Annotated in this window: 14 protein-coding genes, 1 pseudogene and 1 riboswitch; of the genes and pseudogenes, 14 read left to right on the top strand and 1 reads right to left on the bottom strand. The window is 37.8% G+C overall.

Annotated features, from left to right (window positions below; translation table 11 throughout):
- Window positions 1–19: 19 nt before the first annotated feature.
- Window positions 20–238, top strand: a riboswitch (FMN riboswitch).
- A gap of 164 nt (window positions 239–402) precedes the next feature.
- The 10 genes and pseudogenes from WKI23_RS00365 to WKI23_RS00320 all read left to right on the top strand — a co-directional run bounded on the left by WKI23_RS00365 (window position 403) and on the right by WKI23_RS00320 (window position 10,922).
- Window positions 403–966 (top strand): ECF transporter S component, encoded by a 564-nt coding sequence (locus tag WKI23_RS00365; RefSeq protein ID WP_216729940.1) that lies wholly within the window; start codon window positions 403–405, stop codon window positions 964–966.
- Window positions 956–1,606: a phosphatase PAP2 family protein gene (locus WKI23_RS00360; RefSeq protein WP_368078561.1), complete on the top strand. Its 651-nt coding sequence runs from the start codon at window positions 956–958 to the stop codon at window positions 1,604–1,606. Before WKI23_RS00365 ends, WKI23_RS00360 begins: the two co-directional genes overlap by 11 nt.
- A gap of 111 nt (window positions 1,607–1,717) precedes the next feature.
- Window positions 1,718–2,590 (top strand): helix-turn-helix domain-containing protein, encoded by an 873-nt coding sequence (locus tag WKI23_RS00355; RefSeq protein WP_078748231.1) that lies wholly within the window; start codon window positions 1,718–1,720, stop codon window positions 2,588–2,590.
- An 837-nt stretch (window positions 2,591–3,427) separates the two neighbouring features.
- On the top strand, window positions 3,428–5,944 hold the full coding sequence (locus WKI23_RS00350) for a lanthionine synthetase LanC family protein (protein WP_078726115.1): 2,517 nt from the start codon (window positions 3,428–3,430) through the stop codon (window positions 5,942–5,944).
- On the top strand, window positions 5,941–7,161 hold the full coding sequence (locus WKI23_RS00345) for an MFS transporter (RefSeq protein ID WP_368078560.1): 1,221 nt from the start codon (window positions 5,941–5,943) through the stop codon (window positions 7,159–7,161). Before WKI23_RS00350 ends, WKI23_RS00345 begins: the two co-directional genes overlap by 4 nt.
- Before the next feature lie 26 nt (window positions 7,162–7,187).
- Window positions 7,188–7,316, top strand: a pseudogene (locus WKI23_RS00340) (phosphatase PAP2 family protein); the annotation flags it as partial.
- 27 nt (window positions 7,317–7,343) lie between these two features.
- The gene (locus tag WKI23_RS00335; RefSeq protein ID WP_368078559.1) at window positions 7,344–7,763 is read left to right on the top strand and encodes a chromosome partitioning protein ParB; all 420 of its coding nucleotides are present in this window, start codon (window positions 7,344–7,346) and stop codon (window positions 7,761–7,763) included.
- A 4-nt stretch (window positions 7,764–7,767) separates the two neighbouring features.
- Window positions 7,768–8,217, top strand: coding sequence for a GNAT family N-acetyltransferase (locus WKI23_RS00330; protein WP_172928072.1), 450 nt, complete (start codon window positions 7,768–7,770; stop codon window positions 8,215–8,217).
- A gap of 127 nt (window positions 8,218–8,344) precedes the next feature.
- Entirely contained in the window at window positions 8,345–8,932 is a 588-nt protein-coding gene (rpoE, locus tag WKI23_RS00325; protein ID WP_172928049.1) for a DNA-directed RNA polymerase subunit delta, read from the top strand.
- Window positions 8,933–9,314: 382 nt separating this feature from the next.
- On the top strand, window positions 9,315–10,922 hold the full coding sequence (locus tag WKI23_RS00320) for a CTP synthase (RefSeq protein WP_368078558.1): 1,608 nt from the start codon (window positions 9,315–9,317) through the stop codon (window positions 10,920–10,922).
- 375 nt (window positions 10,923–11,297) lie between these two features.
- Here the strand turns inward: WKI23_RS00320 and WKI23_RS00315 are convergent, their stop codons facing one another.
- Window positions 11,298–12,929: a Na/Pi cotransporter family protein gene (locus WKI23_RS00315; protein ID WP_173307089.1), complete on the bottom strand. Its 1,632-nt coding sequence runs from the start codon at window positions 12,927–12,929 to the stop codon at window positions 11,298–11,300.
- Between the two features lie 239 nt (window positions 12,930–13,168).
- Here WKI23_RS00315 and WKI23_RS00310 point away from each other — a divergent pair, with 239 nt between their 5' ends.
- The 4 genes from WKI23_RS00310 (at window position 13,169) to glnA (ending at window position 16,844) form a co-directional block, all read left to right on the top strand.
- The gene (locus tag WKI23_RS00310) at window positions 13,169–14,365 is read left to right on the top strand and encodes a phosphoglycerate kinase (protein WP_001096743.1); all 1,197 of its coding nucleotides are present in this window, start codon (window positions 13,169–13,171) and stop codon (window positions 14,363–14,365) included.
- Window positions 14,366–14,500: 135 nt separating this feature from the next.
- Window positions 14,501–15,028 carry an FUSC family protein gene (locus tag WKI23_RS00305; protein ID WP_000119915.1) on the top strand — a complete coding sequence of 176 codons (528 nt, stop codon included), beginning with the start codon at window positions 14,501–14,503 and terminating at the stop codon, window positions 15,026–15,028.
- Window positions 15,029–15,104: 76 nt separating this feature from the next.
- Window positions 15,105–15,461, top strand: a complete 357-nt coding sequence (gene glnR, locus WKI23_RS00300) for a transcriptional repressor GlnR (protein WP_000659548.1) — start codon at window positions 15,105–15,107, stop codon at window positions 15,459–15,461.
- 36 nt (window positions 15,462–15,497) lie between these two features.
- Window positions 15,498–16,844: a type I glutamate--ammonia ligase gene (glnA, locus tag WKI23_RS00295; RefSeq protein WP_261010469.1), complete on the top strand. Its 1,347-nt coding sequence runs from the start codon at window positions 15,498–15,500 to the stop codon at window positions 16,842–16,844.
- The last annotated feature ends 1 nt before the right edge of the window (window position 16,845 follow it).

Raw genomic sequence — 16,845 nt, 5'->3', positions numbered from 1 at the left:
GCGTTTTTTGTTATGATAAAAGAGTCTTCAGGGCAGGGTGAGATTCCCGACCGGCGGTAAATTTGATTATCTATTTTAGTTTTCTCGTTGTTGTCTTGTCTCGATATACTTTAAGTATTATCTTCGACTGTGACGCCTAGATAAATCTAAAATATCTTAGCCAAATAAGTCCGCGAGCGCAAGCTGATGTGGTGAGATTCCACAACCGACAGTATAGTCTGGATGGGAGAAGACGAAAGAATGGCTTTGTCTGTTCTTATAGATTTATAGTCGAATTGTAACCGCTTGCTTTAGTTTGCTTTGATAAAGTGAGAGGGAACTTTTGGGATATAAAAAGTGAGAATAGATAGAGGAATCCTTTCTAACTTCTTCTGATTTTATAGAAAATTGGAGGAACCTGTTATGACAAACACACGTCGACTTTCGACCATTGCGATTCTATCAGCCATCTCATTTGTGCTGATGTACTTTGACTTTCCGCTTCTACCAGCGGCATCCTTCCTCAAGATCGAATTTAGTATCTTGCCAGTCCTTGTGGGTCTGGTGGTCATGGATTTGCCTGCTGCTCTAGGAGTTCTCTTGCTTCGCTCACTCTTGAAATTGCTTCTTAACAGTCAGGGAGTGAATACTTACATTGGTTTGCCAATGAATATCGTAGCTTTGGGAGTTTTTGTCATCGTATTTGCTTTGATTTGGAAAAAGGAACGGACACCCCTTCGTTTCCTACTAGGCTCTCTAGCTGGAACTATTGGCTTGACCGTGGCTATGTTGGTTCTCAACTATGTTTACGCTGTTCCTTTGTACGCTAAGTTTGCTAACTTTGATATTGGAAAAATTTTGGGACTTTCCAACTACCTAATGACTATGGTATTGCCTTTTAACTTGATTGAGGGTGTAATCTTTTCCGTTTCATTCTGGTTGTTGTATGTTCTCTTGAAACCAACCTTAAAACATTATGAAAGATAAACAAACATTTTTAATGAAGGGCAGTTTTGCCCTTTTACTTTTCGTTATTCTTGGCTATATGGTCAAATTTTATCCTGAAATGTTGATCAATTTTGACCAATCGATTCAGACTACCATTCGAGGAGACTTGCCAGATTACTTGACTATTCTTTTTCGAGCCATCACACGCTTGATTGATATTCCGGTGATTATCACTTGGGTGGTCATTACAGCCTTTGTCTTTTATCGTAAGAGATGGAAGATAGAAAGTTTCTTCATGCTGGGAAATCTGGCTTTGGCAGGTCTTTTAATCCTGACCTTTAAAAACATCTACCAGCGCCCACGCCCAGCTATCTTACATCTGGTAGAGGAGAAAGGATTTTCCTTTCCAAGTGGGCATTCTCTAGCAGTGACGCTGATGGTAGGAACTTTAATTATCATTCTCAGTCAACGGATTAAAAATCCAGTTTGGAGAAAAATCGTGCAAATCGTCCTTGGTATCTACCTAGTCAGTGTGCTGGTATCAAGGGTCTATCTAGGAGTTCACTACCCATCAGACGTCCTTGCCAGTCTCTGTGTCGGCTTGGGAGTCTTGTTTATCGAGTTTCCCTTCTATGACAAGCTCCGCTTCCAATGGCGATTTAAAGGCAAGCAGAAGTGATGAAAAAGATAAAAGATTATATAAATACAAACAGAAGGACATAAAATATATACTTGAAACATGTTTTGGAACTTGATATACTTTAATACATAAAGCAAGGAGGAAGAAAGTGTGGATATGTTGTTAGCGACACGCTTAAAAAATAAGAGAAAGGAATTAAAATTATCTCAAAAGGAATTGGCTGAGGGGATTTGTGAGCAAGGACAGATTAGCCGTATGGAGCAAGGTAAATACTCACCCGGGTCAGAATTACTCTTTCAGCTATCTAAGCGATTGAAGGTGAGTATGAATTATTTCTTTGAAGAGACTGAGGTTTCTAGTTTAGAAAATATTGACAAGTTTAAAGAACTATCTAAGAAGTTTTTGGATGAGAGGGAATATGAATCTCTCAAATACATTTATGAACTTGAAAAATCTAAACGTGCTCGTTTATCTGCTAAAGACCAGATTTATTTAGACTGGATTGATACGTTAGTTCAATTCCGTTATCTAAATCATCAAACAGAGGCAGTTGCGAAATTGGAAAAAATACTGTTATCTCTGAAAAAATCTGATTTTTACTATCTACAACTGGGAAATACCTTGGCTAATTTTTATTTTGATATGGGGCAGGAAGACACATATCAGGAGCTCTATCAACTTTTAAAAGAGAACATCCAGTCATTATCTGTCCATCATTTGGAACAATTAGAACTGATGATTAAATTCCGATATAACTATTGTAGATATTTGTGGTTGAATGAACGAACATCTGAAGCTATAGAAGAGATTACAGCAACAATAGCTATTTGTAAAAGATATAATAGCAGTTATCGATTAGCAGATTTGTATTGTTTATTGGGAAATATAAGCGTGGGCTTTGCTGAAAAGGATAGGATACTAGGTTTTTATCAAGTATCTTACCAGCTTTACAAGCATGAAGACAACCAGAGAATGATGCTGGAAATTGAGAAGGAAATGAAATTATTGGAAAGTGAAGATTAAGAAAAAGATTTGTATTTTTAGATAACTTTAATCCATATTTCTAAAAAAATAAGAAAATGATATAAAACTATTGACAAACTAAAATTGATGTGTTAGAATACCATCAATAGTTAAGGAGGTTTAGAAGATGAAAAGATCCCAAGTTGTCAAGCGATGTATATTAATTGCTTTATTGCTTCTATTTCTATTTAATGTGTTAAGTGGTTCTTTATCTGTAACAACTAGAGGAGTTGATCCAGGACCAGCATATGGAATTTCACTTTAAAGATATCCAATATATCGCTTCATAAACAGGATTGAGTTTTACTTTCAAAAATAAATCAGATTCTGATGGAGGATTTAGCCCTTAAGTGTTGTATTAGTGTATTGAGACTTCATTTATCTGGATGTTGAAGTTTTGCTTGTGAGATTTATCTAAAAAACTTTTTAACTATATTTATAAAGGCTTTATAGAATTTTCCTTTCCGGAAAAAGAATTCTAAATAAAATTGGGAGAATTACCATGGAAACATTGTCAAATCTTGAGATGTTACCAGTTGCACCTCTTCCTACGCAAGTAGAAAGATTATGTGACTTTACATGCTCGGTTACAGTCGGTTAGTCTTAAATGCTTTTAGAACCTCTTCTTATTGAAATGTTGATGTCTGCATATAAAATATTTCATAATTCTTTATAGTTTGACAGTTCATTTTTAAGAAGTTCAAGTTTAACAGGTGCTTTCATGTATTTAATCAATTGTAGATTATTTACGAAAGTTTAAGATAGTTTAAGATAGTTTAATTATATAGGAGAGGTGGGTTAGTCTACTTCTCCTTCTTTATATACGAGGAGTAATTAATGGATGTTCTTGAGAATTCAATACAACAATTTGATTCTAAAGTTAAGTATGTTTCTTCTGACTGGGTTTATTTTAGCTATAATAAGAATTTATCAGATTCGGGATGGAAAATTCACATAAGTTCACAAATGAAAGATGCGGTTAGTATCTTTACACTAGTAGCATCTTTTTTACGCGAAATTGAATGTTCATTTAAAGTTGTTAAGGATATTGAAAGTTTAAAAAAGATTAACTCTCCACGAGAAACGTCACCTATAGCCAATAAATTTATGGCAATTTATCCTGCAAATGACAAGCAAGCTCGTGAAATAATATTAGCGTTACGTGAGAAACTTGCTATATATTTTTCTCCAAGAATATTGTCTGATTTTCAATGTGGAAAATATTCACCACTGCACTATAGATTTGGTTCATTTAAAAAAATACAAGAATATGATGAAAAAAATCACAAAATTATTTATTTGTTGAAAAACGAGGAGGGGAATTGGGTAGAAGATGTTCGTAAAAATTTTCCTGTGATACCTGATTGGAAGGAGGATCTTTTTACTCCAGAAGAGAAGCAGGAGTTATTTGGAGAGATAGGGAAAATACCTGAGAATCATTTAATAAATAACTATAAATTTGAAATAATATTAAAAAAATCTAACAGAGGGAATGTATATAGAGCTAAAAAGAAAGATACTGGGGAAAAAGTTATTGTGAAACAAGTGCGCCCTTTTGTCAGCAACGATGTTGAGGGGAAGCATTTTGCTATCGATGAGATAAAAAATGAAGTTAATATGTTGAAGACATTAGATTCTCAGCTTTATACGGCAAACTTTATAGATGAGTTTGAAGTTGATGGAGACTATTTTGTTGTTCAAAGTTTTATTGAAGGATATAGTTATTTTGATTTAATTGGGGAAGAAAGGTTTTCTTATAGAACAAAATTAAAATTAATAGATAATTTAATATCAATTGTTAATTCTATTCATAGTTTAGGATATAAGATTGTAGACTTATCGCCTACAAATTTTATTTATAGAGAAGATGGTTCTATATTTTTAATAGATTTAGAGAATGTATCTCTGATAAAAGATGTACGACGATATGTAAAAACCCCTTTTATGGTAAATCCAGATAATGACCTATCTGAGAGTTCGATTAATCAAGATTATTTTGCTGTAGCCATGACTAGTTTTGCTATTTTGGTTGGTAGAACATTAGTTTTTTCGTCGGGAGACAATCTATACGATATTAGTTGTATTGATAAAATAAAACAAGCGTTACGAATCGCTAAAAATATGGAATATATATCAGAGAGTGTGTATTACTGGTTGATTTATCTGTTGAATTTAAGTGAAGCGAAAGAATCTACTAATATAATAAAGAAAATTAATGAAATTGAAATTTTGAATATTGATATGTCAGAGGTGGATTTTAATGTTAGTTGTTATGATTTTAAAAAGGAATCTGAGAAAGTAGCACATTTTATTTTATCACAAAATATTGATAGCACAGGTCGTCTTTTACCTTCAAATGAATTTGGAGAATTTGTTAACCCGATATCTTTTCAGCACGGACTGTCTGGTTATATAATATTTGTTACTCAATGTTTATCGTCTTCTGAACTGAAGTTAGTTAAGCAATGGGTTCAAAAGATAGAAATAACAAGAGGTAGCAAGAGTTATCTGTATCAAAATTCATTGTATTTTGGTGTGTCAGGATTTTTATGGGCTTTAATATTATTGTTTGAAAGAACAGGTGATATTTTTTATAAAAATAAAGCTACTAGTCTAGTAAATGAGATATTGTTAGATTATGACAACATTGGTAAGCAGGATTTTGTTTTAGGAAAGGCAGGTGTTTTGCTATCTCTTATGAGGTATTATGAGTTGGAAGAAACCGCCTATCTCGAAGAATTTATCCATACTGCAATTTCTGAACTTGAAGAGGAAATCGGTAAGGATTTTTCACAATATAATTCCTTGTTTGATTATAGTTTTGCTCATGGAAAAGCAGGAATAGCATATGTTTTGAATGAATATAAAATTTTATTTGATAGTAAGAAATATGATTCCATAATAAGTATTTTTACAGAAGAAATTGCAAAAATATTGTCACAAGAAATTTTGAAAAATAAAAATAGCTATAATAATTTAGAGCTATCTTGGTGTGATGGACTATCAGGATTGATTCTATATCTTTGTTTGGTCGAACCTCTAAAATACTCCAAGTTAATTTCGGAGGCTAGAGTGGTGATTCTTAACCACCACCTGAGTATGGAAACATGTTATTGCCATGGCATTGCTAGTCTGTTACAAACTTATGCGTATGTATTTGGATATAAAGATAAGAATGATATAGTTCAGTTGCTTCTTACTAAGTCTTTTAGAAAGTATGATGAACTTCTTGTTTTTCAAAGTGAGAATCGAAATTACGATTATTTTGATTTTGGTATTGGAACTTTGGGAATATATTGGGCACTGTTAGGATTTCAATTTCCTTTTGAACTGAAGAAGGAGGCAAACCAATGAATACTTTTTTGACCAATAAAAGTTATCGAATGTTGCTGATTAATCAATGGGTTTCGTCATTTGGTGATACGCTGTTTTATATTTCCTTTATTTCGTATGTATCGGAATATAAATTTGCTTCATTAGCTGTTCTTTGTATAACAGTTTCGGAGACTTTGCCACAGATTTCTCAGTTGTTCACAGGTGTTATTGCCGATTTTCAAAAAAATCGTGTTGCAAAATATATTGCTATATTGGCAAGTAAGTTTCTGCTTTATACTCTATTGACACTGTTTGTAGCGGATAAGAACTTCTCTATGGGGATGGTTCTCCTTATTTGCGGAATCAATCTTTTATCAGATACCATGAGTTATTTTGCAGGTGCTATGATTTCTCCTTTGTATGTGAGGATTATCGGAGATGATATGACAGATGCTATGGGGTTTAGACAGGCAACTGCTGGCGTAGTTAATATTCTCAGCAACCTTATAGGTGGAGTTTTGATTGGGGTTATCAGTCTTAAGATATTTGTAGGTTTGAATGCTTTGACCTTTCTTTTTGCACTGTTGGGTGTGGTGTTTATTCGTACTTCTTTGAGAGATATTGAGGGACAGATGGAGGTTGGTAAAAGATTAACCGCAAAATCTTTTGGAGAGCATTTCCTCCATTCAATGAAGATATTGTCAAGTTTTCCAGCAATTATCAAATTAATATTCATTGCAGCTATGAACCAAGTGATTTTAAGCATTATTACCCCTTTAACGACTTTGATGTTGATTCATCATCCATTTATCTTCTTTGACACTGGGAAATCCATTGCAGCATTGTCAGTGGTTATTTTTTCAGGAACGATTGTGGGAAGTTTTTTGAGTGGAGGTATCCTAAAAAATATTCCCATAAAAATGATTGTCTACTTTGAAGAAATTATGCATCTCTGTATTCTCTTTTCTTGGTTGACCAATCATTTCCTCCTTTTATTGGTAGTTGTCTTCTTATGCGCAGTTGCAGTAGGAATGATGGGGCCTCGGATTTTCAACCTTGTATTCTCGATGGTTCCAGAAGAAGTCATGGGAACCATCCAGTCAGTGCTTGGAGTATTCAATGTTGTTGTACCAGGAATTCTTAGCATGCTCATCGTTGCCTTAGCAAGTGCTACAAACCTAAAAATCACAGTGATTCCACTTTTTATTTTTGTATTGACTGCCTTATCAATTGTGAAAGCAATGAAAATAGAGTAATAGTAGTATGAACTACTGTCTCTTTTTGGGTGGGAGTGCATTATCCATCAGATGTCCTTGCCAGTCTCTGTCTGGGTTTGGGAGTTCTGTTTATCGAATTTCCCTTCTATGACAAGATCCGCTTCCAATGGCGATTTAAAGGTAAGCAGAAGTGAGTATCAAATTCCCTTGAGGAGAAAGAAATGAAAGTCAATATAAAAGATCTCCATCCGACTCAACTATATTTATCAGAAAAGAAGTTGCAAGATATTCAGATGCTTTATCAGTCTGTAGAACTAAACAATGTTGATCCAATTAGTATTCTTGCCTTTGGAAATTGCTTGTTGATTACAGATGGGCATCACAGGACTTATCAGGCTTTATTGGCAGGTCGGGATACGATTTCTGCTGAGTTTGATAGAGACGGCGGTGATGAACTATATCATCTCTATGCGCAAGCCTGCGAAGAAAGAAAAATTTACTCTGTTCTGGATTTAAAAAATCATATCTTAGCTCAAGATGAGTATGAAGCAAAATGGTATAACTGGTGTGATGGTTTTAACCAAGCAGCAACTCTTTTGTTGAAAAGGAAAGCAGATGAAACGGATTTTACAAATAGATAATGCACTGCGTCTTGTTCCTTATGATAAGGTCAATCATTGTGAAGAAGCTTTTGCTTGGTATCAGGATGTGAACTTGGTTTACCTCGTAGATGGGGTGAAGAGACCTTATAGTCCAGCGACCCTGGAAGCTATGTATTCTTATTTGGATAAGCATGGAGAGCTTTTTTGGATTGAAGTCAAGGAGAAGGGAGAATGGTTTCCAATTGGGGATGTTACACTATCTCAGGATAATCTCCCCATTGTGATTGGGAATTCCGCTTACCAACATCGAGGACTTGGAAAAAAGATTCTAAGTGCTTTGATTGAATTGGCTCGAGTAAAAGGATGGAAAGAATTGAGAGTCAGGGAAATCTACACCTACAATCATGCTTCTAGGAGGTGTTTCAAGTCGCTTGGATTTGTGGAAAATGGAGCAACAGAAAAAGGAATGAGTTTTATATTGAAAATAATCTAATCCTGTCACTTTCTCCCCCTTAACCTTTGACTATTCTGCAAAATTATCGTAAAATAAAGAGTAAATGATAAAATGAGGTCAGAGTCTGTTCGCTCTGGCGATAGTAGTATAAATGAGGAGAAACGCTTTGGAATTAGAAGTATTTGCTGGGCAAGAAAAAAGTGAACTATCTATGATTGAGGTAGCGCGTGCTATCTTGGAACTTCGTGGTCGCGATCATGAGATGCATTTTAGCGATCTTGTAAACGAAATTCAAAACTACCTTGGAACATCAAACAGCGATATCCGCGAAGCTTTGCCTTTGTTCTACACAGAGTTGAACTTTGACGGTAGCTTCATCTCACTTGGAGACAACAAATGGGGTCTTCGTTCATGGTATGGTGTGGACGAAATCGACGAAGAAATTATCGCTCTTGAAGAAAATGACGACGATGAAGTAGCACCAAAAGCTAAGAAAAAACGTGTCAATGCCTTCATGGATGGTGATTCAGATGCCATTGACTACAATGCGGATGATCCAGAAGACGAAGATGCATACGAAGCAGATCCTGCTCTTTCATACGATGATGAAAATCCAGATGATGAGAAAAACGAAGTGGAAGCTTATGATGCAGAAATCAACGAAATCGCTCCTGATGACTTGGGTGAAGACGTGGATCTCAACGAGGAAGATGACGAGTTCTCAGAAGATGATGCTGAAAACAGCGAGGAATAAGAGTTAGCTATTGACAATTATCCTATTTTTAGGTATCATATTGTTCGGGCACCTCTTTTAGAGGTCGGGGCTCCCTAGTTCTTAGGGAGCTATTTTTGTTTTTTTCAAGAAGTTATCTTCTTGTGTTTTATACTCAATGAAAATCAAAGAGCAAACTAGCCGCAGGTTGCTCAAAACACTGTTTTGAGATTGTAGATAAGACTGACAAAGTCAGGAACACATATCTACGGCAAGGCGACGTTGACGCGGTTTGAAGAGATTTTCGAAGAGTATTAGTTGTGAATCTGGTGCAGTTGTCCCAGATTATTCTTATTAGTAGGGTCTTGTTTTCTATCTCCCCTCGTAGTTAACAAGGCCTTGAGCATTTTAGAAAGAGGAATCTATGTCTACGAAATATATTTTTGTAACTGGTGGTGTGGTATCGTCTATTGGGAAAGGGATTGTTGCAGCGAGTCTAGGCCGTCTCTTGAAAAATCGTGGTCTCAAAGTAACCATTCAAAAGTTTGACCCTTATATCAATATTGATCCGGGAACTATGAGTCCTTACCAGCACGGGGAAGTTTTTGTGACAGATGACGGAGCTGAGACAGATTTGGACTTGGGTCACTATGAACGTTTCATCGATATCAATCTTAACAAATATTCCAACGTGACAACTGGTAAAATTTATAGTGAAGTTCTTCGTAAGGAACGCCGTGGAGAATACCTTGGGGCAACTGTTCAGGTTATTCCTCATATCACAGATGCTTTAAAAGAAAAAATCAAGCGTGCCGCTCTAACGACTGACTCTGATGTCATTATCACAGAGGTCGGTGGAACTGTTGGGGATATCGAGTCCTTGCCATTCCTAGAGGCCCTTCGTCAGATGAAGGCAGATGTGGGGGCGGATAATGTCATGTACATCCATACAACCCTCCTTCCTTACCTCAAGGCTGCTGGTGAAATGAAGACCAAACCAACTCAACACTCTGTAAAAGAATTGCGTGGATTGGGAATCCAGCCAAATATGTTGGTTATTCGTACAGAAGAGCCAGCTGGTCAAGGAATTAAAAACAAACTAGCCCAGTTCTGTGATGTGGCACCAGAAGCTGTCATCGAATCATTGGATGTTGAGCATCTCTACCAAATTCCACTGAACTTGCAGACACAAGGTATGGACCAAATTGTTTGTGATCATTTGAAATTAGACGCACCAGTAGCGGATATGACAGAATGGTCAGCCATGGTGGATAAGGTCATGAACCTCAAGAAACAAGTTAAAATTTCCCTTGTCGGTAAGTATGTGGAATTGCAAGATGCCTACATTTCTGTGGTTGAAGCCTTGAAACACTCTGGTTATGCCAATGACGCAGAAGTTAAAATCAATTGGATCAATGCCAATGATGTGACAGCAGAGAATGTGGTAGAGCTTTTGTCTGATGCGGACGGAATCATCGTGCCAGGTGGTTTCGGTCAACGTGGTACGGAAGGGAAAATCCAAGCTATCCGCTATGCGCGTGAGAATGATGTTCCAATGTTGGGAGTCTGCTTGGGAATGCAGTTGACATGTATCGAGTTTGCTCGTCACGTTTTGGGTCTTGAAGGTGCCAATTCTGCAGAGCTTGCACCAGAAACAAAATACCCTATCATTGATATCATGCGTGATCAGATTGACGTTGAGGATATGGGGGGAACCCTTCGTTTGGGACTTTATCCATCTAAGTTGAAACGTGGCTCTAAGGCAGCGGCTGCTTATCACAATCAAGAAGTGGTGCAACGCCGTCACCGTCACCGCTATGAGTTTAACAATGCCTTCCGTGAGCAGTTTGAGGCAGCAGGCTTTGTCTTTTCAGGAGTTTCTCCAGACAATCGTTTGGTCGAAATCGTGGAAATTCCTGAAAATAAATTCTTTGTAGCGTGTCAGTATCACCCTGAACTGTCAAGCCGTCCAAATCGTCCAGAAGAACTCTACACTGCCTTTATTACTGCAGCAGTTGAGAACAGCAATTAGCAAAATCAGAACCTTTGAGAACAATCTCAGAGGTTTTTTTGCATACGATGGATATTGCAGTATATCTGAGTTAGGCGTCCTCTGTGTGTACCTGCTACCCTTGAAATCAATAGCGACTCCCTCTTGCCCTGTGCTAGTGAATGGATTTATCAGTATATTGAAATGAAATAAAATCTGAACAAATTAAATTCGGAAAGCCAAATCAATTTATAGAAATATTTTAGCAGTCAAGGTGTACTGTTATAGATTCAATACACTATACTTTTTTAATTTAATCCACTATATCTGCAGAATGCTCTTTCAGTTTCATTCAGCCTAGTCTTGCTTAGGAAAAAGTAAAAAGCCATCCAATTATGATGGATAGCTTCTTGGTTCTTAGATTTGTTCTGCAAAAACCTTTTCAGCAAGGTTCATAGCGTGGTCTGATACACGAGTGTAGTGTGAGATGATGTCGATAAAGTTGACCCCAGCTTGTGTTGAACATTCGCCCTTGTTGAGGCGTTTGATGTGAGTTTTTCTGAGAACACGTTCTATCTTATTGATTGCTTCATGGCGTTCTACAAGACTGCGTGCTTTTTCAATATCATTGTTTTCCACACTGTACAGAGCATCTTTGATAAAGTCACTAGTTTGACGGTAAACTTCCTCTAATTCTTTCAAGGCGGCATCAGAAAATTCAACATTTTTCCGTTGAAGATAGTCAGTCAGATTGAGTAGAGCCTCCGCGTGGTCTCCAATCCGTTCCAAATCACGGGAGGAATCAAGGATATTGGTGAGCACTTCGCTTTCTTTTTGACTGAGAGCTTCGCTTGAAAGGGCAATGAGATAACGTGTTAATTGCTCATCGATGGTGTTAATGGCTTCTTCGGTTTTATGCCCTTTTTCAGCAACTTTTTCATCCAAGTCAATGATATACTTATAGGAAAGGTCAAAGGCTTTAGCAGCGTAGTTTCCTAAGTGCAAGAGCTCTTTCTTAGCATTTCCGAGAGCGATAGATGGGGCTTGTTTGATGAAATGCTCATCAAGATATAAGGGTTCATATTTGACAACCTCGTCCTCTCCAGGAATAATCTTGGTTACAAAGTAAGCCAGAGCTCCGATAAATGGAAATTGGACAATGGTGTTGGTAATATTAAAGGTTCCGTGAGCAAAGGCGATGGTCATTTCCGGTGCTAGATTTAGCGTAGATTCAAACCAATGAATCAGGGCTGTAAAAGGAACTAGAAAAATAACGCAGACGACTGTTCCGATAACGTTGAAGGCAACATGAGCTCCTGCTACCCGTTTAGCTGCAATATTAGCACCTAAAGAGGCAATGATGGCTGTAATGGTTGTCCCGATATTGTCACCAAATAGAACTGGCAAAGCTCCTTGCAGGTCAATGAGATTGCTGGCGTAGAGGTTTTGTAAAATCCCGATGGTAGCCGAGGAAGCTTGAATCAGTAAGGTCAAGCCGGTACCGACAAAGACACCCAAAACAGGATTTTTACTTAGCTCAATCATATAGTCCTTAAAGACCTGTAAATCCTTGAGTGGAGCCATTGCGCCGCTCATGAGATTGAGGGCAAAAAAGATACCACCGACACCAAAGAGGATGCGTCCGATATTATTGACTGTACGATTTTTTGTAAAGAAGAGGCAGACAGCACCGATAAAGAGCATAGGCAGGGCATAGTCACCTAGTTTAAACCCAATAAGAAAGGATGTGACTGTTGTCCCAATATTAGCCCCCATGACAATCCCGATAGCCTGACGTAAGGTTAGGAGACCGGCACTGACCAGGCCGACTGTGATAACTGTTACACCAGAACTAGACTGAATTAGAGCAGTCATCCCAATACCAACCAGAACTCCAAAGAAAGGATTACTAGTATATTTGTCAATGTAAAAACGAAGGCGATCTCCAGCAGCTTGTTGCAAACCGTCTCCCATGGTCTTGATACTATACAAGAATAGTCCCAGACCACCTAAAAAGTGAAATAAAATTTCCTGCCAATTGATGGACATTTCTTTTTCCTCCGAAAAATAATAACGGAATATCTCCTATTCTATTTTAAAGGATAAAAGTAAATCTAACAAGTGTTAAGCTAAGATTTTAGAAAGAAAATTCGTGAGAAAAAGAAAAAATAATCTACTCTAACATGCCACAAAGATTAAATATCGAAAAATCTTGTGAAATCTTTCCTTATATTTCCAAAGTGTGATATAATAGTTTCGAATAAAATAAATAAAGGGGTTTTTGTAACATGGCAAAACTTACTGTTAAAGACGTTGACTTGAAAGGTAAAAAAGTCCTCGTTCGTGTTGACTTCAACGTACCATTGAAAGATGGCGTAATCACTAACGACAACCGTATCACAGCAGCTCTTCCAACTATTAAGTACATCATCGAACAAGGTGGACGTGCAATTCTTTTCTCTCACCTTGGACGTGTGAAAGAAGAAGCTGATAAAGCTGGTAAATCACTTGCTCCTGTAGCAGCAGACTTGGCAGCAAAACTTGGTCAAGATGTTGTGTTCCCAGGTGTCACTCGTGGTGCTGAATTGGAAGCAGCTATCAACGCTCTTGAAGATGGACAAGTTCTCTTGGTTGAAAACACTCGTTACGAAGATGTTGACGGCAAAAAAGAATCTAAAAACGATCCTGAACTTGGTAAATACTGGGCATCACTTGGAGATGGTATCTTCGTAAACGATGCATTCGGTACAGCTCACCGTGCACACGCATCTAACGTTGGTATCTCAGCAAACGTTGAAAAAGCAGTTGCTGGTTTCCTTCTTGAAAACGAAATTGCCTACATCCAAGAAGCAGTTGAAACTCCAGAACGTCCATTCGTAGCGATCCTTGGTGGTTCAAAAGTATCTGACAAGATTGGTGTTATCGAAAACTTGCTTGAAAAAGCTGATAAAGTCCTTATCGGTGGTGGTATGACTTACACATTCTACAAAGCACAAGGTATCGAAATCGGTAACTCACTTGTAGAAGAAGACAAATTGGATGTTGCGAAAGCTCTTCTTGAAAAAGCAAACGGTAAATTGATCTTGCCAGTTGACTCAAAAGAAGCTAACGCATTTGCTGGCTACACTGAAGTGCGTGACACTGAAGGTGAAGCAGTTTCTGAAGGCTTCCTTGGTCTTGACATCGGTCCAAAATCTATCGCTAAATTTGATGAAGCTTTGACTGGTGCCAAAACAGTTGTATGGAATGGACCTATGGGTGTATTTGAAAACCCAGACTTCCAAGCTGGTACAATCGGTGTGATGGACGCTATCGTGAAACAACCAGGCGTTAAATCAATCATCGGTGGTGGTGACTCAGCTGCCGCAGCAATCAACCTTGGACGTGCAGACAAGTTCTCATGGATCTCTACTGGTGGTGGAGCATCAATGGAACTTCTTGAAGGTAAAGTTCTTCCAGGACTTGCAGCCTTGACAGAAAAATAAGATTAACTAAATGAATCAAAGAAGAGAGGGATGAAAGTTCCTCTTTTCTTTTACTGAAAATAAAAACGCTTCCTCTCAACTATTCCTCATAAAATCACCCAAATTATGATAAAATGGAAATAGAAAGTTGAGATTATGAGTTATTTTAAAAAATATAAATTCGATAAATCCCAGTTCAAACTTGGTATGCGAACCTTTAAAACAGGTATTGCTGTTTTTCTAGTTCTCTTGATTTTTGGCTTTTTTGGCTGGAAAGGTCTTCAAATCGGTGCTTTGACAGCCGTTTTTAGCCTGAGGGAGAGTTTTGATAAGAGTGTTCATTTTGGGACTTCGCGTATTCTAGGAAATAGTATCGGTGGCCTCTATGCCCTAGTCTTCTTCCTATTAAATACCTTTTTCCACGAAGCTTTTTGGGTGACCTTAGTTGTTGTCCCAATCTGCACCATGTTAACCATTATGACAAATGTAGCCATGAATAACAAAGCAGGGGTTATTGGTGGTGTAGCGGCTATGTTAATCATTACCCTATCGATTCCGAGTGGTGAAACAATTTTGTACGTGTTTGCGCGTGTATCAGAAACTTTTATGGGGGTTTTTGTCGCAATCCTCGTAAATTACGATATTGACCGTATTCGACTCTTTTTAGAGAAAAAAGAAAAATAATGTTACATTTTATAACATTATCAATTGACGTTTGTCTTTTTTTAGACTATAATAGACAGAAAGAAGGAAATTGTAAATGAAGGAAAAAGAATTTCGCCGAAATATGGCTGTTTTTCCTATCGGCAGTGTTATGAAGTTGACCGATCTATCGGCGCGTCAGATTCGTTATTATGAAGATCAAGAGTTGATTAAACCTGATCGAAACGAAGGGAACCGTCGCATGTATTCCTTGAATGACATGGATCGTCTGCTTGAAATCAAAGATTATATCTCTGAAGGTTATAATATCGCTGCCATTAAGAAAAAATATGCTGAACGTGAAGCGAAATCCAAGAAAGCGGTGAGTCAGACTGAGGTGCGTCGCGCACTTCACAATGAACTCCTCCAACAGGGTCGCTTTGCTTCAGTACGGTCACCTTTTGGTCGCGGTTAGGTAACCGCAAGTAGTCATACATTAAGGAGAAAACTCATGCCAATCACAGCTGCAGATATTCGTCGTGAAGTCAAGGAAAAAAATGTTACCTTTATTCGTCTTATGTTCTCAGATATTTTGGGAACCATGAAAAACGTCGAAATTCCTGCTACAGATGAACAGTTAGATAAAGTCTTGTCAAACAAGGCTATGTTTGATGGATCTTCTATTGAAGGTTTTGTACGTATCAATGAGTCAGATATGTACTTGTACCCAGACTTGGATACATGGACAGTCTTCCCTTGGGGAGATGAAAATGGAAGTGTTGCAGGTTTGATCTGTGATGTCTATACAACAGAAGGTGAACCATTTGCAGGTGACCCTCGTGGCAATTTGAAACGAGCTCTTCGTCACATGGAAGAAGTAGGATTCAAATCTTTCAACCTTGGTCCAGAGCCAGAATTCTTCCTATTTAAGTTGGATGAAAATGGAGACCCAACACTTGAAGTGAATGACAAGGGTGGCTACTTTGATTTGGCGCCTACTGACCTTGCGGACAATACACGTCGTGAGATTGTCAATGTCTTGACCAAAATGGGATTTGAAGTAGAAGCAAGTCATCACGAGGTTGCGGTTGGACAACATGAGATTGACTTTAAATATGATGAAGTCCTCCGTGCTTGTGATAAGATTCAAATCTTTAAACTTGTTGTTAAGACCATTGCTCGCAAACATGGACTTTACGCAACCTTTATGGCCAAACCAAAATTTGGTATTGCTGGATCAGGTATGCACTGTAATATGTCCTTGTTTGATGCTGAAGGAAATAACGCCTTCTTTGATCCAAATGATCCAAAAGGAATGCAGTTGTCAGAAACGGCCTACCATTTCCTTGGTGGTTTGATCAAACATGCTTACAACTATACTGCCATCATGAACCCAACGGTTAACTCATATAAACGTTTGGTTCCGGGTTATGAAGCGCCTGTTTACATTGCTTGGGCTGGTCGTAACCGTTCACCACTTGTGCGCGTGCCTGCTTCACGCGGTATGGGAACTCGTCTTGAGTTGCGTTCGGTGGATCCAATGGCAAACCCATATATTGCTATGGCAGTTCTTTTGGAAGTTGGTTTGCATGGTATTGAAAATAAAATCGAAGCACCAGCTCCTATCGAAGAAAATATCTACATCATGACAGCAGAAGAGCGTAAAGAAGCTGGAATTACAGACCTTCCATCAACCCTTCACAACGCATTGAAGGCTTTAACAGAGGATGAGGTTGTCAGAGCAGCTCTCGGAGATCACATCTACACTAGCTTCCTTGAAGCCAAACGAATCGAATGGGCAAGTTATGCAACCTTCGTTTCACAATGGGAAATTGATAATTATTTAGACCTTTACTAAT

This window comes from Streptococcus pseudopneumoniae (genome assembly GCF_038148955.1).
In the GTDB taxonomy this organism is placed as follows: Bacteria; Bacillota; Bacilli; order Lactobacillales; family Streptococcaceae; genus Streptococcus; species Streptococcus pseudopneumoniae_T.
Note: the sequence above shows the minus strand (reverse complement) of the source record. Positions and strands in the feature narration are given on the sequence as shown.